Source organism: Streptomyces sp. NPDC032161 (assembly GCF_040636995.1).
GTDB lineage: Bacteria > Actinomycetota > Actinomycetes > Streptomycetales > Streptomycetaceae > Streptomyces.
In genome coordinates, this window is record NZ_JBEZVN010000008.1 from 166,372 (window position 1) to 191,937 (window position 25,566).

The window sequence follows — 25,566 nt, forward strand, 5'->3', positions numbered from 1 at the left end:
CTTTCGGACTCGCCGCACCGGGGCGGTGGGCCTGCGCCACCACACCGACCGGGGTCGGCGGACGGACCGGACTCATCGGACCGGGGTCGGCGGACCTCAGTCGCCGGACCGGGGCCGGCGGACCGGACTCACCGGACCGGTGTCAGCTCCGGGTCCTCCCTGAGCTTGCCGAGCGCCCGTGACACCGCGCTCTTCACCGTGCCGACGGACACGCCGAGCACCTCGGCCGTCTGGGCCTCGCTCAGGTCCTCGTAGTACCGCAGGACGACCATGGCCCGCTGCCGGTCCGGGAGCTTCAGCACGGCGCGCCACATCGCGTCGTGCAGCGTCTGATGCTCCGCCGGGTCGGGGGCGCCCGGGGCCTCCTGCTCGGGCAGCTCGTCGCAGGCGAACTCCTCGACCTTGCGCTTGCGCCACTGCGAAGTACGAGTGTTGAGAAGGGCCCGACGGACGTAGCCGTCGAGCGCCCGGTGGTCCTCGATCCGCTCCCACGCGACATAGGTCTTGGTGAGCGCGGTCTGCAACAGATCCTCGGCGTCGCTCGGGTTCGCGGTGAGCGAGCGGGCGGCGCGCAGCAGTACGGGCCCCCGCGCCCGTACGAACGAGGAGAACGACGGATACGGCGCGTACTGGGCCCGCGAGGCGTGTGGTGCGTGCGCGGCGCGCGACGTGTACGCCGCGCATGAGCCGTGCGGGACGTGTCCCGTGGCGGCGGTACCCCCGGAGGTGCCCGTGCGGACTGACGTGGTCATGGCTCCACGCTAGAAGCGGGCGCCGTTCCGGGGATCGGCCCCAGGTCCCGAAAGGGCGTCCCCCTCAGGGTGTAGGGGTGGGGTCTGCTCCACCTCCTGTAGGTGGAGCGGAAGTCACGGGGGCTCAGGGTCGCCGACGGCCTCGACAGGGTGCGAATGATCAACCGGACGCATGAGGTCATACGGGCACGAGTCGCCGACCGGGCGTACGCGTTCGTACGGGCACGAGTCGCCGGACGCCCATGCACGGTCGTACGGACACGAGTCGCCGACCGGCCATGCACGGTCGTACGGACACGAGTCGCCGACCGGCCATGCACGGTCGTACGGACACGAGTCGCCGGACGGGCGAACGCGGTCCTGCCGAGCCCGCCCAGTGGTCCGTCTTGTGGTCCGTCGCGTGGGCCGCTCGAAGGTCTGCTCGAAGGTTCGGCCGGTGACCCGCCCGGCGGTCGTGGCTCCTCGGGGCTCATCCGTCGGCGCTCAGGACGAGTCCCGAGGTGGGTACACCGGTGCCTGCCGTGACCAGGGCGGTGGCCGCGCCGGGGACCTGGTTCACCGACGAGCCGCGGACCTGGCGGACCGCCTCGGCGATGCCGTTCATCCCGTGCAGATACGCCTCCCCGAGCTGCCCGCCGTGCGTGTTCAGCGGCAGTGAGTCGGCGGCGACGAAGTCGGCGGCCTCGCCCGGTCCGCAGAACCCGAACTCCTCCAGCTGCATCAGCACGAGCGGCGTGAAGTGGTCGTAGAGGATGCCCACGTCGATGTCGGCCGGGGAGAGCCCGGAGTTCCGCCAGAGCTGCCGGGCGACCACCGCCGTCTCGGGCAGCCCGGTCAGGTCGTCGCGGTAGAAGCTGGTCATCTGCTCCTGTGCCCGGCCCGCCCCCTGGGCCGCGGCGGCGATCAGGGCAGGGGGCCGGGGCAGGTCCCGGGCGCGCTCCGCGCTGGTGACCACGATCGCCTGCCCGCCGTCGGTCTCCTGACAGCAGTCGAGCAGCCGCAGGGGTTCGACGATCCAGCGCGACGCGGCGTGGTCGGCCAGGGTGATCGGCTTTCCGTAGAAGTACGCGGCCGGGTTGCGGGCGGCATGGCGCCGGTCGGTGACCGCGACATGGCCGAAGACGTCCGGCGTCAGCCCGTAGGCGTGCAGATAGCGCTGGGCGGCCATGGCGACCCAGGAGGCGGGCGTGAGCAACCCGAACGGGAGGTTCCAGCCGAGCGCGGCGCCCTCCGCGGTGGGCTCGCGGTGCTGCACCCCGGAACCGAACCTGCGCCCCGAGCGCTCGTTGAACGCCCGGTAGCAGACCACGACCTCGGCCACCCCGCTCGCCACGGCCATCGCCGCCTGCTGGACGGTGGCACAGGCGGCCCCGCCCCCGTAGTGCACGCGGGAGAAGAAGGACAGCTCACCGATCCCGGCCGCCTGGGCGACGGTGATCTCCGGGCTGGTGTCCATGGTGAAGGTGACCAGGCCGTCCACATCGGCGGGCGTCAGTCCGGCGTCGTCGAGCGCGGACCGCACCGCCTCGACGGCCAGCTTGAGTTCGCTGCGCCCGGAGTTCTTGGAGAACTCGGTCGCCCCGATGCCCACGATCGCCGCCCTGCCCCCGAGCGAGTCGGCCCTCCGCAGACTCATGCCGCCCCCTCCGGTGCCGGAGGGAGACCCCCTGTGGCCGGGGTCCGCGCCCCGCCGACGGTCACGGCCACGGTTCCGGTGACGTGTCTGCCGAGGGCGTTGGTCCCGACGATCGACACCTCGGCCGTCCCGTCGTCACCGACCGCGGTGACCGTGCCACCGAGCACCATGGTGTCCCCGGGGTAGTTGGGCGCGCCCAGCCTGATGGCGACCTTGCGCAGCACGGTGGACGGGCCGAGGCGATCGGTGACGTACCTGCCGACCAGGCCGTTGGTCGTCAAGATGTTCATGAAGATGTCCGGGGCCCCCTTCTCCCGGGCGAGCTCCGCGTCGTGGTGCACGTCCTGGTAGTCGCGAGAAGCGATGGCACCCGCCACGATCAGGGTGCGGGTCACCTCGATCTCCAGCGGCTCCAGTACGTCACCGGCCTTCATCCCTCCCCCGGCCTTCACCGCTTCACCGTCCTTGGTCCCTCCGCCCGTCTTCATCCCTTCGCTCGCCTCCGTCTCTCCACCGGCCCTCGGCTCTCCACCGGCCTTCGTCCCCTCACCGGCCTTCGTCCCCTCACCGGCTTTCATCCGTTCGCCGCCTCTCACTCCGCCCCCTCCTCCGTCGCCGCCGCGCGTACCGGTTCCTCCGCCGACGCCAGCAGTTCACCGAGTTCCTGAAGCACCTCGCTGCCGCAGCCCAGATGGGCGTCGAGCTGCCGGCCCCAGAGGAAGTGCCGGTGCACGGGATGGTCGAGATCGGCCCCCGTCCCGCCGTGCAGATGCTGTCCGGCGTGCACCACCCGTTTGCCCGCCTCCGACGCCCACCACGCTGCGGTGAGCGCCTGACGCCGGTACGGCAGGCCCGTATCACGGCGCCACGCGGCCTCGTACGCCGTGACCCGTATCGCCTCGGTGTCCATATGGGCGTCGGCGGCACGCATCAGCACCGCCTGCTTGGTGGAGAGCGGGCGCCCGAACTGCTCGCGGGTGTTCGTGTGGGCGACGGCCAGGGCCAGCGAACCGGCGCACACGCCGGCCTGCAGCCCGGCGAACGCGATCCGGCTCACGGCCAGGACCTTCTCGTACGCCCACGCATCCGCACGCGCCCTCATGTCCTCACGCGCCCGCGCATCCTCACGCGCCCGCGCATCCTCACGCGCCCGCGCACCCTCGTACGGCCGCCGCCCTTCCTCGTACGCCGGGGTCGCTTCCGCCCGTCCTTCCTCGTGCGCCCCCGCGCCACCAAGTCGCTCCCCGGGCGCCCCGTCCAGGACGAGTCGAGCCGGCGACCACGGCGCCGTGGTCTCCACGGGCTCCGTCGCCACACCCGGCCCGTCGGTCCTTACGATCCACAGCCGGCGCTCCGCGTCCGCGACCAGGACCAGGGACGCGTCCCGCAGCCACGGCACGTACGGCACCGAGCCGCTCAGCCGGCCCTCGCCGTCCGCCCGGATCCCGCCGCGCGCGGGGAACGCCCCGGCCGCGACCTCCGTACCGTCCCGCAGTGCGGGCAACAGCCGCTCCCGCTGTTCGTCCGTGCCGCGCTCGGCGACGGCGAGCAGCCCGTACACACAGCTCGACGCGAACGGCACCTGAGCCGTCACCCGGCCCTGTTCCTCCAGCAGGAGCACCAGGCCCAGCAGCCCGATCTCCTCCACCGCCGCGGTCAGTCCGGCCGCGCACAGTTCCTTCCACAGCTCGGTGTCGGTGCCCGTACCGGCCGCGACCAGGCGTTCGTGCGTCGACAGGTCCCGGAAGATCCGCGCCGCCAGCCCCTGCGCCGCCGTCTGCTCCTCCGTGGGGGTGAAGTCCATGTCAGCCCTCACCCCCGCGAAAGACCGGGAGCACCAACTCGGGGTCCGTACGGAGGAATTCGAGCCGAACCGGCATTCCGATCCGTAGCTTGTCGTACGGCACGCCGACCACGTTGCCGACCATCCGCACCCCCTCCGCGAGTTCGATCAGCGCCACCGCGTACGGCCCGCCCTCCCCGGAGGCACTGAAGGCGGGGAAGGGCGGGTGGTGCATCACCACATGGCTGAAGACGGTGCCCTCGCCGGTCGCCTCGATCGTGTCCCATTCCTGGCAGCCGCAGGCGTTGCAGCCGGGCAGCCAGGGGAAGCGCGGCTTCCGGCACCCGGCGCACCGCTGGATCAGCAGCTTGTGCTCGGCGACGCCCTGCCAGAACCCGGCGTTGTCACGGTTGATCACCGGCCTCGGACGCGGACGCCGGCCACCGAGGTCCGCCCCCGCCCCGCCCACTCGCTCCGGCCCCTGATCCCGTGCCTGCTCCCGTTCCTGAACCTGCTCCTGCTCCTGCTCCTGCTCCTGCTTTCGCGGCAGCTCCCGTTCCGCCCGCTTCCGTTCCTTACGCCCCCGCTCCTTACGCCCCCGTTCCCCGGGGTCCCGTTCACCCGTCCGCTGCTCCGCCGTGGGCCGCCCCACCGCCGCCGGTGCGTACTTCAGGATCCGGAACCGGTGCGTCCCGGCCAGCTCCCCCCGTACGCGTACGTCCATCCGCGTCGTCACGAAGTGGCCCGTCCCCAATCGGGTCGTCTTCCGTTCCGAGACCGACTCGATCAGCGCGTCGAAGGTGATCCGCTCGCCGGGCCGGAGCGGTCGCAGATACTCCTGCTCGCAATCGGTCGCGACCACAGAGGTGTACCCCGCGCCGTCGAGCAGGCCGAGCAGTTCCTCGTACGCCGTGGAACGGCTGGTGTGCCCCGACAGGCCGCCCATCGTCCACGCCTGGAGCATGGTCGGCGGGGCGATCGCCTCCGGGCCGGTGTAGGCGGGGTTGGTGTCGCCCATCGCCTCGCACCAGTGCCTGATCATCGGTTCGTTGACCGGATCCTTGCCGATGCCCGCGGTCGCGGCGGGTCGCCCCTCGTACTCCTTGAGCCGCGTGTACAGCGCGTCCTCTTTCTCCGGCCGCTGCTTCTCCTGCCGCGTACGGGTCACCGCTTGCCCCTCTTCATGCCGAGCCGCATGGTCGCGACGATCTCCCGCTGAACCTCGCTCACCCCGCCCCCGAAGGTGTTGATCTGCGCGGCCCTGTTCATCCGCTCCAGTTCCCCGTCCCCGAGGCAGCCGGGCGACCCGCCCCGCAGGGTGCCGGCCTCCCCGACGACCTCCTGGCAGATCCGGTACACCTCGACGGCGCTCTCGGTGCCCGCGAACTTCACGCCGCTCGCCTCACCGGGCGCCAGCGAACCCGCGCCGACATCCCCCACCAGCCGCCAGTTGAGCAGCCGGGTCGCCGCCAGCCGCGCGTACGCCTCGGCCAGGCGGGCCCGCACCCACGGCTCGTCGGCCGGGCGCCGGCCCGTGACCGGATCGGGGGTGCGGGCGAGGGCGAGGGCCGCGTCGTAGAAGTCCTCGGCCTGCATCCCGATCGCGGCGAGGGCCACCCGTTCGTGGTTCAGCTGGTTGGTGATCAGTCCCCAGCCGCCGTTCTCCGCACCGACCAGATGCCCCGCGGGCACCCGTATCCCGTCGTAGTAGGTGGCCGTCGTGGTCAGCCCGCCCACGGTCTCGATCGGCGTCCAGGAGAAGCCCGGGGCGTCCGTCGGCACCAGTATGATCGAGATGCCCCGGTGCTTCGGCGCCTCCGGATCGGTACGGCAGGCCAGCCAGATCCAGTCCGCGTTCTGCGCGTTGCTGGTGAAGATCTTCTGCCCGTCGATCACCCAGGAGTCGCCGTCCCGTACGGCCCTGGTACGCAGGGCCGCGAGATCCGTACCGGCCTCCGGCTCGCTGTAGCCGATGGCGAAGACGAGCTCGCCGCTGAGGATCCGGGGCAGGAAGTACGCCTTCTGCTCCTCGGTGCCGTACTTCATCAGCGTCGGGCCGACGGTGTTGAGGGTGACCATCGAGACGGGCGCCGCCGCCCGGTAGGCCTCGTCGAAGAAGACGAACTGCTCGTCGGGGCCGCGCCCCTGGCCGCCGTACTCGACGGGCCAGCCCAGCCCGAGCATGCCGTCCGCGCCGATCCGCCGCAACAACCGCCGCTGTTCGCCGGGGTCGTCGACGCCGGGCCCCGTCGAGGCGCCCTCGCGCGGCATCAACGTGGCGAAATAGGCACGGAGTTCGGCGCGCAACTGCCGCTGCCGCTCCGTCGGGGCGAGGTGCACGACGGCTGCCTCCCTGGCACGGGCGTACGGATCGGGTTCGGGTACGGGTGCACAGACTCGGGTCCGAGGTCCGAGGTCCGAGGTCCGAGGTCCGAGGTCCGAGGTCCGGGGTCCGCGTTCGGGTTCGGGTTCAGATCCGGGGTCTGGGGTCCGAGTCCACGTCTGTGTTCGCGAGCTCGGTTTCTGACTGTCCGTCAGATGCGTGAGGGCTGTCAAGGCGGACGACGCCCGGATCGCACCCCCCACCGCCGCCGCCTCGGCAGCACGCGCACCGAGATTGGCTGTTTTTGGTCTCTCGCCGCACACGCAAAGCGCGTACCTATGAGTTCCCGCGCGGGCGCGGAGCCGCGTACGAGGACGCGCCCGCCGCGCGCGTACGGGCGCGGTGAGCAACACACCAGAAGCCCCACACGCACAAGAAACTCAGCCACACACGCACTCAGGCACCCACGCACCCACGGAAACCCGGCCCACTCGGAAGACCAGCAGACTCGGGGAGCTCATGGACAACACAGGGACTTCGGGAACCCCACCGCCCACGCCGCCACCACCACCCATGCCACCGGCCCCACCCCCGCCCGCGAGCGGCGTCGACCTGAGGGTGGGCAAACGGCTCCTGTGGGTGGGAGAGGCGGCCTATCCGGTACACAACATCACCCGGGTCCACACCTTCGAACTCCGGCCCAAGCGCATGGAAGCGTTCCTGAGCTTCCTGAAATGGCTCGCGGCCACGTTCGTGGCCTTCGTCCTGCTCCAACTGGCCAACGAGAACGGGTCGTCCGGCTACGAGGAAACGAACGAATCGGCCGACGTGCTGTGGGTCCTCGCCATAGGGATCGCGATCGGCCTGGTCGTGCGCCTGGTGAAGGATCTGGCGGCGCAGTCCGAGTACGTGCTGGCCATCGAGACCGCCAGTGGCTCCAACGCGCTGGTCACCCTCCCCGACCCGAACCGGCTCCGCAGACTGGTCCACCACCTCGTCGACGCCATAGAGAATCCGGAGGCCGAGTTCCAAGTGCGTGTGGAGCGGGTGCTGGTCAATCCGAAGAACTACCACTTCGGTGACAACGTGAACATGTACGGAGGATTGTTCAACACGGGGGTGAGCAAGTGAGCAACGGGAGTTCCTACCACTACGGCGACAACATCCACCACGGCAACAACATCAACGGCGACAACGTCAACATGTACGGCGGTACGGGCAACACGGGCATCGTCAAGCAGCAGGCCCCGGCCCTGCCGGAGGCGATCGGCGAACTGGTTCGGCTCCTGCGGGAGTTGCGCGGTGAGTTGGCGCCCGCGAGCGCGCGGGTCATCGACGACTCGCTGCCCGCGATCACCTCCGCCACGAGCGCCCCGCAGGAACGGCACCGTGCCCTGATCGCCGTGGCCACCATCGCCTCGACCGTCGGAGCGCTCGGCCAGCCGGTCGCCGACGCGGTCGACAAGATCCTGGGGCTGCTGGGAATCCGGTAGGGCGTCGCCACGAGCCGCCCTACCGGCCCTCCGGTCCTCCGACCCCCTCTGACATGACGAAATCCCGTAACCCGGCACCTCTCCATGGTTGCTCTGCGATGCTGGGTGCCGATCGAGAGGGGCCGCAGCGATGCAGTGGAAGATCCACGGGGAACGTCCGATCTACGAGAACGAGTGGGTGAACCTGTGGCTCACCGACATCGAGACACCGGACGGAAGCCGCTGGGAACACCACGTCGTCAAGCTGCGCCACCTGGCCGTCGCCGCGGTGGTCAACGAACGGCGCGAGGTCCTGATGATGTGGCGGCACCGCTTCATCACGGACACCTGGGCGTGGGAACTGCCCATGGGCCTGGTCGAGGAGGACGAGACCCCGGCCGACGCGGCGGCCCGCGAGGTCCTGGAGGAGACCGGCTACCGCCCCGGCCCCGTGAAACCGCTGATCTACGCCGAACCGGCCAACGGCATCACCGACTCCCAGCACCACCTCTTCCGGGCCGACGGAGCGACGTACGTGGGCCCGCCGACCGAGAAGAACGAATCCGACCGGATCGAGTGGATCCCGCTCGCCGACATCCGCAGCATGATCGACCGCCGCGAGATCGTCAGCAGCGGCTCCCTCGTCGGCCTGCTCTACCTGCTCATGGACGAGTCGATCCGCTGACCACCGGCATCCGACGCCGACGCCACGACCATGGGCCGCCGCGCCCCGGGCCGGGCCGGGCCGGAGTCACCTGGCCCGGGACCGCCGCACCGGCGGTGCCCGCGGCCACAGCAGAAAGACGGACCACACGACGAAGGGGCGCCCCGGACCGGGGCACCCCTTCCGATCAGCGGCTACGCCGACCTGCGTGCGGTGGGTGTGGGATTTGAACCCACGGTGACTCGCGCCACGACGGTTTTCAAGACCGTTCCCTTAGGCCGCTCGGGCAACCCACCCCGCGCCACCGGTTCACGGACCGGCGTTGACGCGAGGACAGCCTAGCCGGTCAGCTGTCGCCCTTGCGCTCCCCCAGGGTGACTTCGGTCGTGGCCGTCCTACCGTCGCGCTGATAGGTCAGCGTCACGCGGTCGCCGGGCTCGTGCGTCCAGATCTCGCCGATCAGGCTCGGGCCGCTGTCGATCGCGGTGTCGCCGAACTTCGTGATCACATCGCCCGCCCGGAGACCGGCCTTGTCCGCGGGTCCGCCCTGCACCACGGCGTCCGCGTCGGCGCCCGCGCCCCGGTCGGAGATGACCGCGCCGCCGGACCTCTCGTCCATCCTGACCGTGGCGCCGATCACCGGGTAGACGGGCCGACCCGTCTTGATCAGCTGCTGGGCGACGTTCGTCGCCTGGTTGATCGGGATCGCGAAGCCGAGACCGATGGAACCGGCCTGGGTCTGGCCGAGGCCGCTGCCGGTCGACTGGATGGCCGAGTTGATGCCGATGACCGCGCCGCGCGCGTCGAGCAGCGGGCCGCCGGAGTTGCCCGGGTTGATCGACGCGTCGGTCTGCAGGGCGCTCATGTACGAGTTGTTGCCGCCGGCCCCGTCCCCGGAGGCGACCGGGCGGTTCTTGGCGCTGATGATCCCCGTGGTCACCGTGTTGGACAGCCCGAACGGGGCACCGATCGCGATCGTCGAATCGCCGACCGCGACATGGTCCGAGTTGCCGAGGGGCAGCGGGGCGAGCCCCGACGGCGGGTTCTTCAGCTTCAGCACCGCGACGTCGTAGCCCTGCGCCCGGCCGACCACCTCGGCGTCGTACTTCTTGCCATTGGAGAACGTGGCGGTGAGCTGGCCACTGTCCGCCGCGGAGGCCACCACGTGGTTGTTGGTGAGGATGTGGCCCTGCTTGTCGTACACGAAGCCGGTGCCCGTACCGCCCTCGCCGTCACCGCCCTGCGCGTCGATGGTGACCACGCTGGGCAGTGCTCTGGCGGCCACGCCCGCGACCGTGCCGGGGTCGCGCTTGAAGCCCTGCGCGTCGGCCGAGACCGTGGTCGAACCGCTGGACGCGCTGTTCCGGTCGGCCGCCCAGTAGCCGAAGGCGCCGCCGATGCCGCCCGCGATCAGCGCTGCCGCCGCCACCGCGGCCACCAACCCGCCCATTCCCCGCTTCCGCGGGCCTTTCTGGTCGGGGAACTGGTCCGGGGCGCCCCAGACCGGCGCCCCGCCGTCGGCACCGTGGTGCGCGTACGTGGGCGCGGCGGGAGGGGGCGGCGGGGGCCAGTTCGCCTCGGCGGCCGACTGGAAGCCGGGAGGAGTCGAGGCCGGAACGGGGCCCGTGGAAGTGGTCGCGGCCTCGCCCTCCGGCGCCTGCGGCTGCCCCGGAGCGGGCGTGGAAGCGGAAGGCCCCTGGGGAGCGTCGGCCGGCGGCACGGGAGGTACGGACGGAACCGGCGGAACGGCCTCGCCCGCAGTGCCCTCGCTGCCCTCGTTCTCTGTGCTCACAGCTCTTTACTCCTCGATTCCACACGATTGTCGGCAAGAGATCCGCTGTGTACGTGTCCTGGGACAGCCTTTCCCAAGACCCGTCAGGCCACTGTAAGCAGGACCTGTGCATCCTCGGACCCATCCTTACATCCGACAAAAAGGACGCGCACTTGTGGTCCGCGCGACGCACCACCCGGCGTGCGCGCCGCGCGTCGCGCGGACGCCTCGGACACAAGCTGTACACAGCACCCGCTCTCGGTGACACGATGACGCAGTGACGCAAGCACGGCAGCCCTCCACGCACCCTTCCATCCAGGTCATCGCCCACCGGGGCGCGTCCGACGACGCCCCCGAGCACACCCTGGCCGCGTACCGGAAGGCGATCGAGGACGGCGCCGACGCACTGGAGTGCGATGTACGGCTGACCGCCGACGGGCATCTCGTGTGTGTGCACGACCGTCGGGTGAATCGCACGTCCAACGGACGCGGCGCGGTCTCCGCCCTGGAGCTGTCCGCGCTCGCCGCCCTCGACTTCGGCTCCTGGAAGGACCGCGAGGACTCGGAGTCCCCGGACTGGGACCCGGTGCCGGGAGAACTCACTTCGGTGCTCACCCTGGAACGACTGCTCGAACTGGTCGCCGAGACACGGGCAGCCGGACGCCCGGTGCAGCTCGCCATCGAGACCAAGCACCCCACCCGCTGGGCGGGCCAGGTCGAAGAGCGGCTGCTGCATCTGCTGAAGCGTTTCGCGCTCGACGTCCCACCGGCCGACGGGCCCCCGCCGGTACGGATCATGAGCTTCTCGGCGCGCTCCCTGCACCGCGTCCAGGCCGCCTCGCCCACCCTGCCCACCGTCTACCTGATGCAGTTCTTCTCGCCACGCCTGCGCGACGGACGGCTGCCCGCCGGGGCCCGGATCGCCGGGCCCGGGATGCGGATCGTCCGCAGTCACCCCGGCTACGTCGAGCGCCTGCACCGCGCGGGCCACCGCGTCCACGTCTGGACGGTCGACGAGCCGGAGGACGTCGAACTCTGCGTCAACCTCGGTGTGGACGCAATCATCACGAATCGCCCCAAACAGGTTCTGTCACAACTGGGACGCCTTTAACATCCGTTACAGGGAGTGCAACGGCGCATTCGAACCGTACTCGATCGTCATGAGTGCGTCACCGGTGGGCGAACGGTCGGTTTCCGGTCCAGCCCAGGGGGGCATCCACTTCGTGGCGTGGGGCAAAGGAGGTCTCGGGGGTGGCGTTGGTGGTGGCACAGGAAGTGCCCGCGTCGTCGAGCATGGCCGTACCCCATGGCCCTGCGGGCGTGGGGCAGGCGCGGCACCGGATGCGCGAGCAGTTGCGCAGCCACGGGATGCCGGATTCGGTCGTCGACGATGCCGTGTTGATTCTTTCCGAACTGCTCAGCAACGCCTGCCGGCACGGCAGGCCGCTGGGCCGGCACACGGATGTGGGCGAGGGCGACATCCGCGCCGCCTGGCGCGTGGACAGAAGGGGAGGACTGACCGTCGAGGTGACGGACGGCGGCGGCCCGACCCGACCGGTCCCGGCCACGCCGTCGGTGACGGCGCGCGGCGGTCGCGGTCTCAACATCATCAGCGCGCTCGCCGAGGAGTGGGGCGTACGCGACGACTCCTCGGGCGAGGTCACCGTCTGGGTCCTCGTCCACGAGGGACACCACGATGAGAGACGCCGGGACGACGAGCACCCGAGCGGGAACGCGAAGGCGAACGGGAACGAAGCGCACGGTGCCGAAGGGCGCGGGAGCAAGGGGCACGGGCGGGCATCCGGAGCCCCGGGCACCTCGGGTTCGTCGAGAGTGTCGGGCATCCGCCGCGCAACGGGCATGTCGAGTCCGGCCGCGCTGGACCGGCTGGGGTTCGCGGGGTCCCTCGACGACGTCGGCTGAGGTCCGCGCCAACGTACGGGCTACGGGCGGAGCCGGAGCCCGACAGCGACGAGGCTCACCGGGCGGCGGACCTCGGGCCCGGCCGCGGCATCGCGGGCACGCCCGGACCGCCCCCCTGGTTCGACGTGCGGGCACGGACCGGGTACGTGGGAACAGGTCCGGACCGGGTACGTGGGACGGGGCACGGACGAGGTACACGGGGCTGGTACGCGGGCGCGTGTGTTCCGGACGTGACGCGGGCCGCTAGGCTCGCGGCCCAGACCGCACTGTCGCAACCGGGAGAAAGCCCACCATGGCCAAGAAGCGCCCCCAGACCAAGGCCGGGAAGCAGCAACTCAAGGACGGCGAGATCCCGGTGGTCGGGGCTCGTGAGCCCTGCCCGTGCGGTTCGGGCCGACGCTACAAGGCGTGCCACGGCCGCGCCGCCGCCCAGGCCGTGGCCGAACTGGTCCACCGCCCCTTCGAGGGCCTGGCCGGTGAGTGCGACTGGGTCGCGCTGCGCGAACTGGTGCCGGCCGCCACGGTCGAGCTGACGCTCAATGGCGGGCTCCCCGACGGCGTACCCTCCGTGACCCTCGCGACCGTCCTGCCGATGGCGTGGCCGGCCCTCCGCCGCGACGACGGCTCGGTCCTGCTGGGGCTGCAGAACGACACCCCGTCGGGCGACCTCAGCCGCGACCTCGCGGACACACTCCGACAGGCGCTCGCCGCCGAGCCCGGCTCGCCCGTGACCGCGCGGCGCGCCCCGGCCGACGGACCGCGGCTTCAGGACATGCTCGACCCCGACGCGGCCTTCGAGCCCGCCGTCCACCCGGGTTTCGAGTTCTGGGTTCCGGACGCGGAGAACGCCGCGCCGGAGGTGTCCGCCTCCCTGGAGCGCGCGAACGAGGCGGCGATCCCCACGGCGCGGCTCTCCGGCGTGGACGCCGCGTACTGGTGCGAGACCCCGGAGAAGAACCACCTGCGCTGGGTCATGCCGCACCCCGAGGAGCAGCTTCTCGACGCGCTCGCCCGGCTGCACGCCGCCGGCGCCTCTTCGTTGGGCGAGGGGACCCGGCTGGTCGGTTCCTTCCGGGCGCACGGGCTGATGGTCCCGGTCTGGGATCTGCCGAGCGCGATGGGCGCGGCGGAGTGCGAGAAGCCTGCGGCGGAGTTCGCGGAGCGGCTGGCCGACGCGCTCGTGTCGGACGCGCCGCTCACCGCCGAGGAGCGCCGGGCCCGCGGCGGGCTCACCAACCGCCAAGTGACGCTCAGCTGACAGTGACGACCGCCGAGCGGGCTCGGTGACTCGCGTCACAACCACCCGTACCGGCAGGTAAATCCCTGTCCGAATACGCGAGATCGAATTTGCGAACGGCAGATCTCTTGTTACGGTTCTAGAAGCCCGGTCGCTGGTGCATCCCCCGTCGCCAGCGATCGGGCATCCTCATTTCCTGGTGCGGCGCACAGCGCACGCCCGGCGCATGAGCCCGCGCACGACCCGCCATCAGTACGGCCCCGCAGCGCGCCCGCCGTTCGCCGCCCGCCCGTCGGACTCTCCGCCCACACCCGGTCCGGGCTTCCCACCACCGCACATCGTCGCCAACCCGCCACGACAGAGCCCGTTTTGACCTGCCGCACCCGGGCGACCCCGCTCCTCCACCCCGGGCCCGCCGCGTCCTTGGCCGAGGCGGTCACTCTCGGACAGAGAAGGATCCCGGATCCCTTTACGCGCCCCTTACGAGGCCAATCGAATAAGCCTTCGAATTTCCGCGAAATAGCCACGGAAGACCCGTCAGAAAACCAACTCTCTCCGCACTTTGCAGCGGCAGACTTTGCACGAGCGGGCACGGAACCGGCATGAGACATCACCGGGACACGGAGGTCCGGGGATTCTCGTGCCGATCAACCGGAGATCATCGTCGGGAATCGCACGGGGCGAACACCGGTGGTCGATGAAGACGCCGAGGGAGAACGAAGGCGACGGGCGACACCAGGGACGACGAAGAGGGCAATGACGAACAATGAGGCGATAGGTCGCGGCATGCGAACTTCGGCCGAATTTCACCCGAATTTCGAGAAGTTCGGCGCAGACACCGGAGACGATTCCACGCCGGCATCACGGAATGCGCCCGCCCACTGCCGGTGACCACTTCCCGAGCACCGAGGCCCCGCCTCATCCCGCCCCGGCCCACGCGAGGCAGGCACACGCGGAGCCCGCACACCACGAGGCCGGACCCGGACCCTGGAAGCACCGAGACCCCGGGGCCCTGCCCCACACAGTGAAGGCGCGATGCCCAGGGCCCGAACACGCCGGATCCGGAGGCATGCGAAGCACCGGATGCCGTCGTCCCGCCGGCCCGCCGGCTCGTCAGTACACGAGTCGTCAGCGCGCGAGCCGTCAGTACGCGAGTCGACTGCCTCCGTCGGGGGCACCGTTGCTCGCCTCGACCAGCGCGTCGAGCACCGTCTCCACATCCGGCAGCCACGGCACCGCGGCTCCGGTCGCGTCTCCGCTGCTGCCCCCGGTCCCGGCTTCGCGGCCGGAGCGGCGTCCGTTCGTACCCGGCAGAGGGCCGGGGGCGGGAGGCCGTTCCCAGCGCACCTGTCCCGTCCCCGTCGCCGACGGCGGAAGGACCAGATAGCCGCCCTCGCCGTGGAAGCGCAGCGAACTGGGCACCCGGTCCTGGACGTACAGCAACTCACCGAGCCGTTCGAGGGTGTACGGGGCGACCAGCAGCGACCACCGGGTCGGCGTCGCCACCACGGGGCCGAGCCGGGTGCCCATCCGGTCCAGTTCGACCAGCGCCCGCGCGGCGGCCACGGCGGGCAGGCTCAGCGCGCAGGGGGCACGGCCACCGGTGGCCAGCACGATCGGCGCGGTGGGCCGGTTGGTCCACCACCAACGCACCATGCGCTCGTCGGTGGTCGCCGCCAGAAGACCGGGGTCGAAGGGGTGCGCGCCGGGTACGGCGCACTCGGGATCGGGGCAGGCGCACCCACGGTCACGGCCGTCACGGCCACCGCGTCCGTCGCCCGCCGCCGTTCCCACTCCGGGGAGCACGGGCCACTGCCACGCGGTGGCACAGATCAGGACCGCGTCGAGCTGGGCGGGCCTTGCCCTGCGCCGGAGCCTGCGTCGCCTTCCGAGGATCTCGCGCATGAGCGCTCGTTCCTTTCCGTTGAACGCCGAGGGTCCACATCACACCACGCGTGCCTCACATCGCGTGTGCATCACTTCGCCGTGCGTGCACGCCCGTCCGACGTGTCGTACGGGTGGTTCGTCGTACCGAGCGTGCGCTGAGCCAGGTCGAGCAAGGGGGGTGAGACGAGCCGGACACAAACATGGCGAGGAGAAGCGCATGCACATCGCGCGTGTCGTCCCATGGTGCAAACCCCGCCACTCGGGGGTGGGGGCGTGGCCGTCACAAGAGAGGACGTCCGGGTCGGCTGCCGGGTTCCCGGGGCGATCGGAACTGCCCCTGACCATCAACGATTACGTACCCAGCATGCCCGAAATGACGCTCCCTACGGGACTTCCCCCGGGACTTCACCCCGAGAACACCCCCCGTCGAGCACCCTCAGTCGACCGCAATTAGCCGCCACCAGGTGCATTTTTCAGCCAACTTAACAGTTGGCCGGACACCACAAAACCCGTAGGGACAATGCTGGACATCGCCTTACTTGTGCGTGTACATGTGGATGCTACGTGTACCTGTAGATGCACTGATAGCGGCGCAGAATGACATGGGGGTTTGCGATGCTATTCCAAGAAGCGCACCGGTGGGAAAGCCTTCTGCCATGAGCGCCCCGCACCTGCCGAAAGTGGCTGGAATCGATCCCATGGTTCCTGTTTCAACGCACACTGCCGGTTCTCTCTCCGGAGTACCGGCCGCCCCCGGAGCATTCGTCCAGGACCGGCTGGCCGGCTGGGTCTCCGACCTCACCACGCTGCACGAACTCACCGAACGACTGGCCAGGACCAGCACGCTCGACGACGCCCTGCGCGAACTCCTGGACGCCGGCGCCGCTCTGGTCGGCGCCCGCCGCGGTCTGGTCGTCTTCGAACCGTCCGACCACCGCGGCCCGGTCAGCACCGTCGGTCTGGGCCTCGCCCACGCCGAACTCGGGCACATCGAGACCGTGCCGCGCAGCGCCACCTCCTACGGCCGGATCCTGGAAGGGGCCCCCGACGCCGAAGGAACGCGGACCACCCCCGATCTGCTCGGCGACACCACCCTGGACCCCCGGCGCCGCGAGGTGGCCGCCCGGCTCGGATACGCCGCCAGTTACGCCGTGCCGATCGTCGCCGAGGCGACCGGCAGGCTCGGCGCCGCCGTCTGGCTGTACGACGAACCGGCCGAACCGCTGGAACGCCAGCGCCATCTCGTCACCCTCTACGCCGGATACGCCGGTGAACACCTCGCCAGGCTGCTGGAACTGGAACGCGCCAGGGCCGATGTCGCCACCGTGGCGGAGGAACTGCTGCCCACCCGCCTGCCCAGGGTCACCGGCGTACAACTGGCGGCCCGTCACCGCGCGGCGCCGGAGGGCGGCGGCGACTGGTACGACGCGCTGGCGCTGCCGGAGGGCGCCCTCGGACTCGCCGTGGGCTCGGTGGACGGCTCCGGACCGAGCGCCCTGGCCGCCATGGGGCGGCTGCGCGCCGGACTGCGGGCGTACGCCGTCATGGAGGGCGAGGATCCGGTCGCCGTGCTCTCCGACCTGGAACTGCTGCTGCGGCTCACCGAACCCGCCCGCTCCGCGACCGCCCTCTTCGCCTACTGCGAACCCTCCTGCCGCAAGATCCTGCTGGCCGGTGCGGGCCACACCCCGCCGCTCCTGATCGGCGACGGGCACACCGAGTTCGTCGAGACCTCGGTCTCCGCACCGCTGGGCATGCTCGCCTGCTGGGAGGCGCCCAGCGTGGAGATCGCCCCGGCGCCGGGCGAGACCGTGCTCCTCTACACCGACGGACTGCTGCGCCGCACCGGCGACTCGACGGACCGGGCGTTCGCCCGGCTGCACTCGGCGGCGGCGCGCGTGCCGAAGGCGCTGCGCGACGACGCCTCGGCCGTCGCCGACCACGTCCTGCGCACCATGCTGCCGGACGGACTCGACCAGGGCGGCGGCTCGGAGGACGTCGTGGTCCTCGCCGCACGCTTCGACTAAGCCGGACGGACCCCGGCGTTCCGGCCGAGCCGTACCGTTCCGGACGCGTCCGGAACGCATACGCCGCGACGGGGGCATGCAGGACGTACACGGCTCGGGACACGTATGCGGCTGGGCGGACGCGCACGGGACGTATACGGTCCGGTCAGGCTGTGTAACAGGCCCTCCGGCCCTGCGCCCCGTATCCGTACGCCCGTACGATGGACGGGGTCCAATGTCGTATCAAGGAGAGACAAGTCGTGGCTGAGGAGCTCACCCAGGAGAACCCGGAGACCCCGGAGAACCCGGAGACCGAAGCAGAGGAAACGATCGAGCAGCGGAAGAACGGTCTGTACCCGGGCGTCTCCGACGAGCTCGCCGCGAACATGAAGTCCGGCTGGGCCGACACCGAGCTGCACGGCCTCGAACCGATCCCCCAGGCCGCGCACACCGCCGCCCGCCGCGCCGCGCTCTCCGCGCGCTTCCCGGGTGAGCGGCTGGTCATCCCCGCAGGCAACCTGAAGACCCGCTCCAACGACACCGAGTACTCCTTCCGCGCCTCCACCGAGTACGCGTACCTCACCGGTGACCAGACGCAGGACGGTGTCCTCGTCCTGGAGCCGACCGAGGACGGCCACGAGGCGACCATCCACCTGCTGCCGCGCTCCAACCGCGAGAACGGCGAGTTCTGGCTCGACGGCCAGGGCGAGCTGTGGGTCGGCCGCCGCCACTCCCTCGCCGAGGCCGAGCAGCTGCTGGGCATCCCGGCGAAGGACGTCCGCGAACTCACGGCCGCGCTCGCCGAGGCCACCGGACCGGTCCGTGCCGTACGCGGCCACGACGCCGGCATCGAGGCCGCCCTGACCGACAAGGTCACCGCGGAGCGCGACGAGGAACTGCGCGTCTACCTCTCCGAGGCCCGGCTGATCAAGGACACCTTCGAGATCGCCGAGCTGCAGAGGGCCTGCGACGCCACCGCGCGCGGCTTCGAGGACGTCGTGAAGGTCCTCGACAAGGCCGAGGCGACCAGCGAGCGGTACATCGAGGGAACGTTCTTCCTGCGCGCCCGCGTCGAGGGCAACGACATCGGCTACGGCTCGATCTGCGCGGCCGGTCCCCACGCGACCACCCTGCACTGGGTGCGCAACGACGGTCCGGTGCGCTCCGGTGAGCTGCTGCTCCTCGACGCCGGGGTGGAGACCAACGACCTCTACACCGCCGATGTGACCCGCACCCTCCCGATCAACGGCACGTTCACGCCGCTCCAGCGGAAGATCTACGACGCGGTGTACGAGGCCCAGGAGGCGGGCATCGCGGCCGTCAAGCCGGGGGCCGCGTACCGCGACTTCCACGACGCCGCGCAGCGCGTGCTCACCGAGAAGCTCGTCGAGTGGGGCCTGCTGGGCGACCTGACCGCTGACAAGGTGCTGGAGCTGGGCCTCCAGCGCCGCTGGACCCTGCACGGCACCGGTCACATGCTCGGCATGGACGTCCACGACTGCGCCGCCGCGCGCACCGAGACGTACGTGAACGGGACGCTGGAGGCGGGCATGTGCCTCACGGTCGAGCCCGGCCTGTACTTCCAGGCCGACGACCTGACCGTCCCCGAGGAGTACCGGGGCATCGGCGTCCGCATCGAGGACGACATCCTCGTCACCGAGGACGGCAACCGGAACCTCTCCGACAAGCTGCCGCGCCGGTCCGACGAGGTCGAGACGTGGATGGCCCGCCTCAAGGGCTGACGCCCCGCCTCAGGGGCCGAGGGCCGATGTCCCGCTTCGAGGACTGACGTCCGCGTGCTGGAGGGCCGCCCCGCTCAGGACACCATGAGCAGGGCGCCCTCCCGCCATTTGAGGACCTTGTCGAAGCTCACCACGGCCCCGCGGCCGGGGCGGTTGCCGAAGTGGACGTGGTCGGCAAGCTGCTCGATCAGACAGAGCCCCCGGCCGTCCTCGGCGCTGAGCGAGGGGTACGGCCGGCCCCCGTACTGCTGCCCCGACGACCGCAGCGTGCGGCGGGAGGGGAAGCCGGGTCCCGAGTCGGTGACCTCGATACGGCACTTCTCGCCGTCCAGATACGCGGTGACCCGGTACTGACCGGGAGCCTCCCCGGGCCGCTCGTCCCTCGGGTCCCACGGGCCCCGGCGCGCGTCCCGCCCCTCGCGCTGTTCCTCCCGCCGTTCTCCGCGCTCTGCGCGTTCGTCCTCTTCTCCCCCCGGAGCGTGCTGTTCCCGTTCCCACCGCTCGTACGGGGGCCGGCCTTCCCGGGGACGGTGGTCGCCACCGTGCTCGACGGCGTTCGCACACGCCTCGGTGAGCGCGACCGACAGGTCGAAGGAGATCTCCGGATCCACGCCCGCCGTCTCCATCGTGCCCAGCAGGAAGCGGCGGGCGAGCGGAACGCTCGCAGCCTCGCGCCGCAGATGGAGGGACCACCAGATGCTCATGCTCCAGCCTCCTGGCTGCGGCTCGACATACCACCGGTACGTATTGCCCTGCCGAACCGTTCGTAAGCGCATCCCGGATGTGAGACCGCTCATTCGGCGGATACCAGCACTCCACCCACCCGTGTATGCCGAACCGGCCCCGGAGGACCGGCCGTTGGTACCGCCGCCACGCGCCGACGCCGCGGCCACGCGTTCCCCTGCCGGGTCCGCCGCCGGACCCGGGACGTTGGGCCGCTCCATGGCCCGGCCCGCTTCCGGCCGGTCGCTCGAAGCCGGGCGCGGCGGGGTCCGTCGCACGTATCGGACGGCCGGTGCTGTTCCGGACCTGCCGTTCCCGGACGCGGGGCGCGGTGCGATGATGGGCCCCGCCATGTCCATTCCTGTCGCACGCGCCGGGGCCGGTGTACGGCTCCTCAGGGCCACGGTGTTCACCGCGGTCTGCGTCGCGCTGTCCGCGGCAGGACATGCCCTGGCATCCTGCGCCACCGTCCCCTGGTGGACGCTGCTCGCCGGTTTCCTGGGAATCTTCGCGGTGGTCGCGCCGCTCGCCGGGCGCGAGCGCTCGCTGCCGACCATCGCCGCCGCGCTGGCCGGCGGGCAGATCGCCCTGCATTCCCTCTTCAGCGTGGGCGCGCCCGCCGCGCATCCGGTCGCCTCGGCCGGGGACGACTCGCTGATCCGGTTCGCGGCGAACATCGTGTGCGGCGCGGGGCCGGCCCGGCTGAACGCCGCCGAAGCCCGCCGCATCGTCACCACCGCGGGCATCGACCCGGCGTCGGTGACCGTCGGGCACCAGCACCTTGCCCCCGAGCTCGGCTCGCACCAGGACGGGCTCGTCGGGCTGCTGCCCGGTCTGCCCATGCTGCTCGGCCATCTGCTGGCTGCCGTGGCGACCGGCTGGCTGCTGCGGCGCGGCGAGATCGCGCTGTCCGGGCTGGCCCGGCTCTCCGCACACGGCGCGCAGCAGGTCGCGGCCGGGGCCCGGCTGCGCGCCCTGCGCGCGGCGCTCGCGCTCGTGGCCGCCCTGCGCGCCGGACTGCCCGGCTCCCCGACGTCCGGGCCGCGCGCCCCCCGTACCGAGGACGACACTCCGCTCCCCGCCGTCGGGGACACGTTGCAGCACATGGTGATCAGGCGCGGGCCGCCACCCGCGTACGCACTCGCAGCCTGACGCGACACCCCCGGCCGGCCACCCAGCCACGCGGCCCCGCTCGCCCCCTGGGTCACCGGGCCGTCCCGGCCACTCGACGCACGCACGCCCGGCATACGGACCCCCGGTTCCTTATCGCCGATGTATGCGCGCCGCGAATGGGAAGAGGTGTCGCGACACCGGTGCGCGACCGCGCACCGGGCCACCTTTCCTCTGTGCTTCCGTGGAGTGATTCCCGTCATGAACGTTTCCCGCATCGCCCTGGCAGGCGGCATCGCCGCGTCCACCGTCCTGCTTCTCGCGGGCACCGCCTCCGCGCACGTGTCCGTGCAGCCGCTGGGCGAGGCCGCCAAGGGCGGCTACGCTTCGGTCAACATCAAGGTCCCCAACGAGCGCGACAACGCCTCGACGGTCAAGCTCGAAGTCAGCTTCCCCACCGACCACCCGCTGGCCTCGGTCACGCCGCAGGCCGTGCCGGGCTGGGACATCGAGGTCACCAAGAGCAAGCTGGCCAAGCCGCTCGACATGCACGGCAAGAAGATCGACGAGGCCGTCTCCAAGGTCACCTGGACCGCCAAGGGCGACAAGGACGAGGCCGGTATCCGCCCGGGCTACTTCCAGCAGTTCCCACTGTCCATCGGCCAGCTCCCCGAGGACGCCGATCAGCTCGTGTTCAAGGCCGTCCAGACGTACGACAACAAGGAAGTCGTCCGCTGGATCGAGGAGCAGAAGGACGGCGCCGCCGAGCCGGAGAGTCCGGCACCGGTCCTCAAGCTGACCGCGCCGGCCGACGGCGGCCACGGCGCGGGCACCGACGACAAGAACGGTACCGGGTCCGCGCACGAGTCGGACGAGCGCACGACGGCCTCCGCCGAGGCGTCCGACGCGTCGAACAGCGACACCACGGCCCGCGTCCTCGGCATCGTCGGGATCGTCATCGGTGCTGCGGGGGTGGCCTTCGGTGTCCTCGCGGGCCGTCGCCGCAACGCCTGACCGGGCAAACCGTCCGGTGCCGGTTCCCACGGTTCCCGGGTGCAGCGGCGCCCGGGGCCTCCGGTCCACGGTGCCGCGGCGCCCGCCCGGGTCCCGCGGTGACGCGGCGTCCGAGCCGAGGCTCCGTGGCGCCCTCTCCGCCCACCAGTCCTCCGATCCACCAGTCCCCTCGCCCCACCAACCCCATCGACCCACCAGGATTCAGTGCTCCATGCGTAAGAAGACAGTGCTGGCCGCGGCGTTCGCCGCCGCGGCGGCGCTCACCCTGTCCGCCTGCGGCGACGACGGCACCGCCGCCAAGCAGCCCGTGGCCGACGTCTCCGTCCCGGCCAAGACCAAGGCCGCGACGGTGCTCGACCAGCCGTTCACCAAGCCCGACCTCGTCCTCACCGACACCCACGGGAAGAAGTACGACCTCCGGGAGCAGACGAAGGGCAAGCCGACGCTGATCTACTTCGGCTACACCAACTGCCCCGACGTCTGCCCGCTCATCATGAGCAACATCTCCATCGCCAAGAAGTCCCTCCCCAAGGCCGACCAGGACAACCTCCGGGTCGTCTTCGTGACCACCGACCCGGAGCGGGACACCCCCTCCTCTCTGGGCACCTGGCTCAAGTCCCAGGACCCCTCCTTCATCGGCCTCACCGGCGACTTCCCGGCCATCCAGGCGGGTGCACGCCAGATCGGCATCGGCATCGACGCGCCGAAGAAGGAGAAGGACGGCACGGTCGTCTCGATGCACGGCTCCCAGGTCGTCGCGTTCTCCCCGAAGACCGACAAGGGCTACCTGATCTACAGCGAGGACACCTCGCCCGGGGACTACACCAAGGACTTGCCCGAGATCGTCAAGGGGGAGAACCCGTGAACCGCCGTACCGCCCTCGCCGGAGCCGCCGCACTCGCCACCGGGCTGGCACTGACACTGACGGGATGCTCGTCCGGTAACGACGAGCCCGAACTGAAGGTGACCGGCGCGTTCATGCCGCAGCCGGTCGACGACATGGCGGCGGGCTTCCTCGTCGTGAAGAACAGCGGCGGCACCTCCGACCGGCTCACCTCGGTCACCAGCCCGCTCTCGGACGACGTCTCGATGCACGAGACGAAGAACGGGGCGATGCGCATGGTGAAGTCCTTCGAGGTGCCCGCGGGCGGCCGGCTGGATCTGGAACGCGGCGGAAACCACCTCATGTTCATGAAGCTCAAGGAACAGCCCAAGCAGGGCGACAAGGTTTCTGTCGAGCTGCACTTCGAGAAGGCCGACACGATCAAGGTCGACCTTCCCGTGAAGGAGACCACCTACAACCCGAAGAAGCAGTGAGGGACTGACACGTCATGACAGCCACCGCCCCGCACTTCGGACCGTCCCCGGCCGCCTCCGCGACACGCCGCCCCCTGGCCGCGGCCGCGCTCCTCACCGCCCTCGTCGGCATGGTGTTCGGCCTGCTGCTGGGCGGCGCGGGCCCTGCGGCCGCGCACGCCGCGCTCACCGGGAGCGATCCGCAGGACGGGGCGGTGGTCGACACCGCTCCCCAGGACATCAAGCTCACCTTCTCCGAATCCGTCGCGCTCGACAAGGACTCCATCAGGGTCCTGGACCCCGGCGGCAAACGTGCCGACACCGGCACCCCACCACGTAATCTCCGGTGCGGCTCCGCCATGGAGTACAGCGTCCCGCTGCGCTCCGGGCTGCCCGACGGCACGTACACCGTCGCCTGGCAGGCCGTGTCGGCGGACAGCCACCCCATCTCGGGCGCCTTCACGTTCTCCGTCGGAGCCCCCTCGAAGACCAACGTCGCCCTCCCTTCGAAGGAGGCGGGCGGCGGCCTCGTCGGCGCCCTCTACGACATCACGCGCTACGTCGCGTACGCCGGTTTCATCCTGCTGGTCGGCGGCTCCGCCTTCGTGCTGGCCTGCTGGCCGCGCGGTGCGGGCGCGCGGCCCCTGCAGCGCCTGGTCGTACGGGGCTGGATGACGCTCACCGTCGCCACGCTGGTCATGCTGATGCTGCGCAGCCCCTACACCGGCTCGGGGAAGCTCGCGGACGTCTTCGACCTCGACGGACTGAAGGCCGTGCTCGACACGAAGCCCGGGGCTGCGCTCGTCTCCCGGCTGCTGCTGCTCGGCGCGTCCGCCCTCTTCATCGCCGTGTTGTTCGGGGCGTACGCACGGACACAGGCGAGGCGCGCGGACGAGCACGAGCGGAAGGACCTCACGTTCGGACTGGCCGCGGGCGGGGTGGTGATCGCCGCGGGGATCGCCGCTACCTGGTCGCTCGCCGAGCACGCCTCGGCGGGCCTCCAGCCCGGCATCGCCATGCCGGTCGACCTGCTCCATCTGCTGGCCGTCGCCGCCTGGCTGGGCGGACTGACGGCACTGCTCGTCGCGCTCTACCGGACTCCGGACATCGATGCGGCGGCGGTGGGGCGCTTCTCCCGTATCGCCTTCGGCAGCGTGCTGGTGCTCACCGCCACCGGGATCTACCAGTCCTGGCGCCAGGTCGGCAGCTGGTCCGCGCTCACCGGCACGGACTACGGACAGCTGCTGCTCGTGAAGGTGGGGCTCGTCGCCGTCATGGTCGCGATCGCCTGGAGCTCGCGCCGCTGGACCGCGCGGCTGGTCCTGGGCGGTGCCGGTGCTCATGCCGGTGCGGAGCGGCGCGACGGCGAGAGCGCCGAGGCCGGTACGAGGGGGCAGCGGGACGACGACGCCACCGGGGCCGCCGTCACGGACAGCGGTGCCGCCGTGACGGACAGCGGTGCGGGAACCGATACCGGTGCAGGCACCGGCACCGGCACCACAGACGCGGACTCCTCGGCGCCCACATCGATGTTGGCACCGGCGACCGAGGACCCTGCGCGGACCGCACAGCTCGCCCGGCAGCGGGCCGCCGTGGCCACCGCCGCGAAGAAGCGGCTCCGCGACGCCGACCCCGACCGTTCGGGGCTGCGCCGTTCGGTCCTGACAGAGGTCGGTGTCGCCGTCGCGCTCCTGGCCGTGACGACCGTGCTGACCTCGACCGAGCCGGGGCGCACCGAGGAGGAGGCCCGTGGCTCCACGACGGCGGCCGTCTCGGCGGCCGAGGGCCCGGTCACCGTGAAGCTGCCGTTCGACACGGGCGGCGAGAACGGCAAGGGGACGGTGCGCATGGACATCGACCCCGGTCGTACCGGCAACGACGAACTCCACATCTGGGTCGAGGGCCCCGGGGGCAAGGCCATGGACGTCCCCGAGTTGAAGGTCGCCTTCACCTTGGAGTCCAAGGGCATCGGCCCGCTTCCCACCGTCCCCACCCGGTTCGCCGAGGGCCATTGGACCGCGAGCGGCGTCCAGATCCCGATGGCGGGCGACTGGAAGGTCGCGGTGACCGTGCGTACCTCGGACATCGACCAGACGACCGTCGACAAGAACGTGAAGATCGGCTGAGCGGAATCGTGAGCGTGTACAAGAAGACCGACAACGGCAGTACGGCCGGTAAGAACGACAGCAACAACGGCGGAATCAACGGCAAGAGCAAGAGCAGCAGC

22 protein-coding genes and 1 tRNA gene are annotated in these 25,566 nt (G+C 71.1%); 13 read left to right on the forward strand and 10 right to left on the reverse strand.

All coding sequences use genetic code 11. The annotated features are described in order from the left end of the window. Positions 1–128: 128 nt before the first annotated feature. The 6 genes from AB0E67_RS18945 to AB0E67_RS18970 all read right to left on the reverse strand — a co-directional run bounded on the left by AB0E67_RS18945 (position 129) and on the right by AB0E67_RS18970 (position 6,511). On the reverse strand, positions 129–752 hold the full coding sequence (locus AB0E67_RS18945; protein WP_362027864.1) for a SigE family RNA polymerase sigma factor: 624 nt from the start codon (positions 750–752) through the stop codon (positions 129–131). 469 nt (positions 753–1,221) lie between these two features. Continuing rightward, positions 1,222–2,388 (reverse strand): lipid-transfer protein, encoded by a 1,167-nt coding sequence (locus tag AB0E67_RS18950; RefSeq protein WP_362027867.1) that lies wholly within the window; start codon positions 2,386–2,388, stop codon positions 1,222–1,224. Next, positions 2,385–2,822, reverse strand: a complete 438-nt coding sequence (locus tag AB0E67_RS18955; protein ID WP_362027969.1) for a MaoC family dehydratase — start codon at positions 2,820–2,822, stop codon at positions 2,385–2,387. The genes AB0E67_RS18950 and AB0E67_RS18955 overlap by 4 nt, the downstream gene beginning before the upstream one ends. 158 nt (positions 2,823–2,980) lie before the next feature. Continuing rightward, the gene (locus AB0E67_RS18960; protein ID WP_362027870.1) at positions 2,981–4,192 is read right to left on the reverse strand and encodes an acyl-CoA dehydrogenase family protein; all 1,212 of its coding nucleotides are present in this window, start codon (positions 4,190–4,192) and stop codon (positions 2,981–2,983) included. 1 nt (position 4,193) lies between these two features. Next, complete coding sequence (locus AB0E67_RS18965) at positions 4,194–5,339, reverse strand: OB-fold domain-containing protein (protein ID WP_362027873.1); 1,146 nt, start codon at positions 5,337–5,339, stop codon at positions 4,194–4,196. Continuing rightward, positions 5,336–6,511, reverse strand: a complete 1,176-nt coding sequence (locus tag AB0E67_RS18970) for an acyl-CoA dehydrogenase family protein (RefSeq protein ID WP_362027876.1) — start codon at positions 6,509–6,511, stop codon at positions 5,336–5,338. Before AB0E67_RS18970 ends, AB0E67_RS18965 begins: the two co-directional genes overlap by 4 nt. Positions 6,512–7,067: 556 nt before the next feature. Between AB0E67_RS18970 and AB0E67_RS18975 the strand changes: the two genes are divergently transcribed. From AB0E67_RS18975 to AB0E67_RS18985, 3 genes are all read left to right on the forward strand, one after another. Then, positions 7,068–7,625, forward strand: coding sequence for a DUF6232 family protein (locus AB0E67_RS18975; protein ID WP_362027878.1), 558 nt, complete (start codon positions 7,068–7,070; stop codon positions 7,623–7,625). Further along, complete coding sequence (locus AB0E67_RS18980; protein WP_362027881.1) at positions 7,622–7,987, forward strand: hypothetical protein; 366 nt, start codon at positions 7,622–7,624, stop codon at positions 7,985–7,987. Before AB0E67_RS18975 ends, AB0E67_RS18980 begins: the two co-directional genes overlap by 4 nt. Positions 7,988–8,117: 130 nt before the next feature. Further along, positions 8,118–8,651 (forward strand): NUDIX hydrolase, encoded by a 534-nt coding sequence (locus AB0E67_RS18985; RefSeq protein ID WP_362027884.1) that lies wholly within the window; start codon positions 8,118–8,120, stop codon positions 8,649–8,651. 190 nt (positions 8,652–8,841) lie between these two features. Here the strand turns inward: AB0E67_RS18985 and AB0E67_RS18990 are convergent. After that, positions 8,842–8,926 (reverse strand) — tRNA-Ser (locus AB0E67_RS18990). 50 nt (positions 8,927–8,976) lie between these two features. Further along, a complete protein-coding gene (locus AB0E67_RS18995; protein WP_362027887.1) occupies positions 8,977–10,422 on the reverse strand; it encodes a trypsin-like peptidase domain-containing protein in 1,446 nt (481 codons plus the stop codon). Positions 10,423–10,678: 256 nt separating this feature from the next. Between AB0E67_RS18995 and AB0E67_RS19000 the strand changes: the two genes are divergently transcribed. From AB0E67_RS19000 to AB0E67_RS19010, 3 genes are all read left to right on the forward strand, one after another. Further along, complete coding sequence (locus tag AB0E67_RS19000; protein ID WP_362027890.1) at positions 10,679–11,512, forward strand: glycerophosphodiester phosphodiesterase; 834 nt, start codon at positions 10,679–10,681, stop codon at positions 11,510–11,512. 53 nt (positions 11,513–11,565) lie between these two features. Next, entirely contained in the window at positions 11,566–12,324 is a 759-nt protein-coding gene (locus tag AB0E67_RS19005; protein ID WP_362027893.1) for an ATP-binding protein, read from the forward strand. 292 nt (positions 12,325–12,616) lie between these two features. Then, positions 12,617–13,582, forward strand: coding sequence for a DUF5926 family protein (locus AB0E67_RS19010; protein WP_362027896.1), 966 nt, complete (start codon positions 12,617–12,619; stop codon positions 13,580–13,582). 1,122 nt (positions 13,583–14,704) lie between these two features. Here the strand turns inward: AB0E67_RS19010 and AB0E67_RS19015 are convergent. Then, positions 14,705–15,466 carry a bifunctional DNA primase/polymerase gene (locus AB0E67_RS19015; protein ID WP_362027899.1) on the reverse strand — a complete coding sequence of 254 codons (762 nt, stop codon included), beginning with the start codon at positions 15,464–15,466 and terminating at the stop codon, positions 14,705–14,707. Positions 15,467–16,104: 638 nt separating this feature from the next. Between AB0E67_RS19015 and AB0E67_RS19020 the strand changes: the two genes are divergently transcribed. Together AB0E67_RS19020 and AB0E67_RS19025 are read left to right on the forward strand one after the other, a co-directional pair. Beyond that, complete coding sequence (locus AB0E67_RS19020; protein ID WP_362027902.1) at positions 16,105–17,475, forward strand: PP2C family protein-serine/threonine phosphatase; 1,371 nt, start codon at positions 16,105–16,107, stop codon at positions 17,473–17,475. 239 nt (positions 17,476–17,714) lie between these two features. After that, the gene (locus AB0E67_RS19025) at positions 17,715–19,196 is read left to right on the forward strand and encodes an aminopeptidase P family protein (protein WP_362027905.1); all 1,482 of its coding nucleotides are present in this window, start codon (positions 17,715–17,717) and stop codon (positions 19,194–19,196) included. Between the two features lie 74 nt (positions 19,197–19,270). Here AB0E67_RS19025 and AB0E67_RS19030 read toward each other — a convergent pair whose 3' ends face one another. Beyond that, positions 19,271–19,900, reverse strand: coding sequence for an ATP-binding protein (locus tag AB0E67_RS19030; RefSeq protein ID WP_362027908.1), 630 nt, complete (start codon positions 19,898–19,900; stop codon positions 19,271–19,273). 370 nt (positions 19,901–20,270) lie between these two features. Here AB0E67_RS19030 and AB0E67_RS19035 point away from each other — a divergent pair, with 370 nt between their 5' ends. From AB0E67_RS19035 to AB0E67_RS19055, 5 genes are all read left to right on the forward strand, one after another. Beyond that, complete coding sequence (locus AB0E67_RS19035; protein ID WP_362027911.1) at positions 20,271–21,071, forward strand: hypothetical protein; 801 nt, start codon at positions 20,271–20,273, stop codon at positions 21,069–21,071. 219 nt (positions 21,072–21,290) lie between these two features. Next, the gene (locus tag AB0E67_RS19040) at positions 21,291–22,043 is read left to right on the forward strand and encodes a YcnI family protein (protein ID WP_362027914.1); all 753 of its coding nucleotides are present in this window, start codon (positions 21,291–21,293) and stop codon (positions 22,041–22,043) included. A gap of 211 nt (positions 22,044–22,254) precedes the next feature. Further along, positions 22,255–22,908, forward strand: a complete 654-nt coding sequence (locus tag AB0E67_RS19045; protein WP_362027917.1) for an SCO family protein — start codon at positions 22,255–22,257, stop codon at positions 22,906–22,908. After that, positions 22,905–23,360 (forward strand): copper chaperone PCu(A)C, encoded by a 456-nt coding sequence (locus AB0E67_RS19050; RefSeq protein ID WP_362027920.1) that lies wholly within the window; start codon positions 22,905–22,907, stop codon positions 23,358–23,360. Before AB0E67_RS19045 ends, AB0E67_RS19050 begins: the two co-directional genes overlap by 4 nt. Before the next feature lie 14 nt (positions 23,361–23,374). After that, positions 23,375–25,465, forward strand: coding sequence for a copper resistance protein CopC (locus AB0E67_RS19055; RefSeq protein WP_362027923.1), 2,091 nt, complete (start codon positions 23,375–23,377; stop codon positions 25,463–25,465). Positions 25,466–25,566 lie beyond the last annotated feature (101 nt).

Bases quoted from the DNA above. Each gene is read 5' to 3' on its own strand.
- AB0E67_RS18945 (WP_362027864.1), bottom strand. From the start codon at position 752: ATGACCACGTCAGTCCGCACGGGCACCTCCGGGGGTACCGCCGCCACG.
- AB0E67_RS18950 (WP_362027867.1), bottom strand. From the start codon at position 2,388: ATGAGTCTGCGGAGGGCCGACTCGCTCGGGGGCAGGGCGGCGATCGTG.
- AB0E67_RS18955 (WP_362027969.1), bottom strand. From the start codon at position 2,822: ATGAAGGCCGGTGACGTACTGGAGCCGCTGGAGATCGAGGTGACCCGC.
- AB0E67_RS18960 (WP_362027870.1), bottom strand. From the start codon at position 4,192: ATGGACTTCACCCCCACGGAGGAGCAGACGGCGGCGCAGGGGCTGGCG.
- AB0E67_RS18975 (WP_362027878.1), top strand. From the start codon at position 7,068: ATGCCACCGGCCCCACCCCCGCCCGCGAGCGGCGTCGACCTGAGGGTG.
- AB0E67_RS18985 (WP_362027884.1), top strand. From the start codon at position 8,118: ATGCAGTGGAAGATCCACGGGGAACGTCCGATCTACGAGAACGAGTGG.
- AB0E67_RS19010 (WP_362027896.1), top strand. From the start codon at position 12,617: ATGGCCAAGAAGCGCCCCCAGACCAAGGCCGGGAAGCAGCAACTCAAG.
- AB0E67_RS19015 (WP_362027899.1), bottom strand. From the start codon at position 15,466: ATGCGCGAGATCCTCGGAAGGCGACGCAGGCTCCGGCGCAGGGCAAGG.
- AB0E67_RS19020 (WP_362027902.1), top strand. From the start codon at position 16,105: ATGAGCGCCCCGCACCTGCCGAAAGTGGCTGGAATCGATCCCATGGTT.
- AB0E67_RS19030 (WP_362027908.1), bottom strand. From the start codon at position 19,900: ATGAGCATCTGGTGGTCCCTCCATCTGCGGCGCGAGGCTGCGAGCGTT.
- AB0E67_RS19035 (WP_362027911.1), top strand. From the start codon at position 20,271: ATGTCCATTCCTGTCGCACGCGCCGGGGCCGGTGTACGGCTCCTCAGG.
- AB0E67_RS19040 (WP_362027914.1), top strand. From the start codon at position 21,291: ATGAACGTTTCCCGCATCGCCCTGGCAGGCGGCATCGCCGCGTCCACC.
- AB0E67_RS19045 (WP_362027917.1), top strand. From the start codon at position 22,255: ATGCGTAAGAAGACAGTGCTGGCCGCGGCGTTCGCCGCCGCGGCGGCG.
- AB0E67_RS19055 (WP_362027923.1), top strand. From the start codon at position 23,375: ATGACAGCCACCGCCCCGCACTTCGGACCGTCCCCGGCCGCCTCCGCG.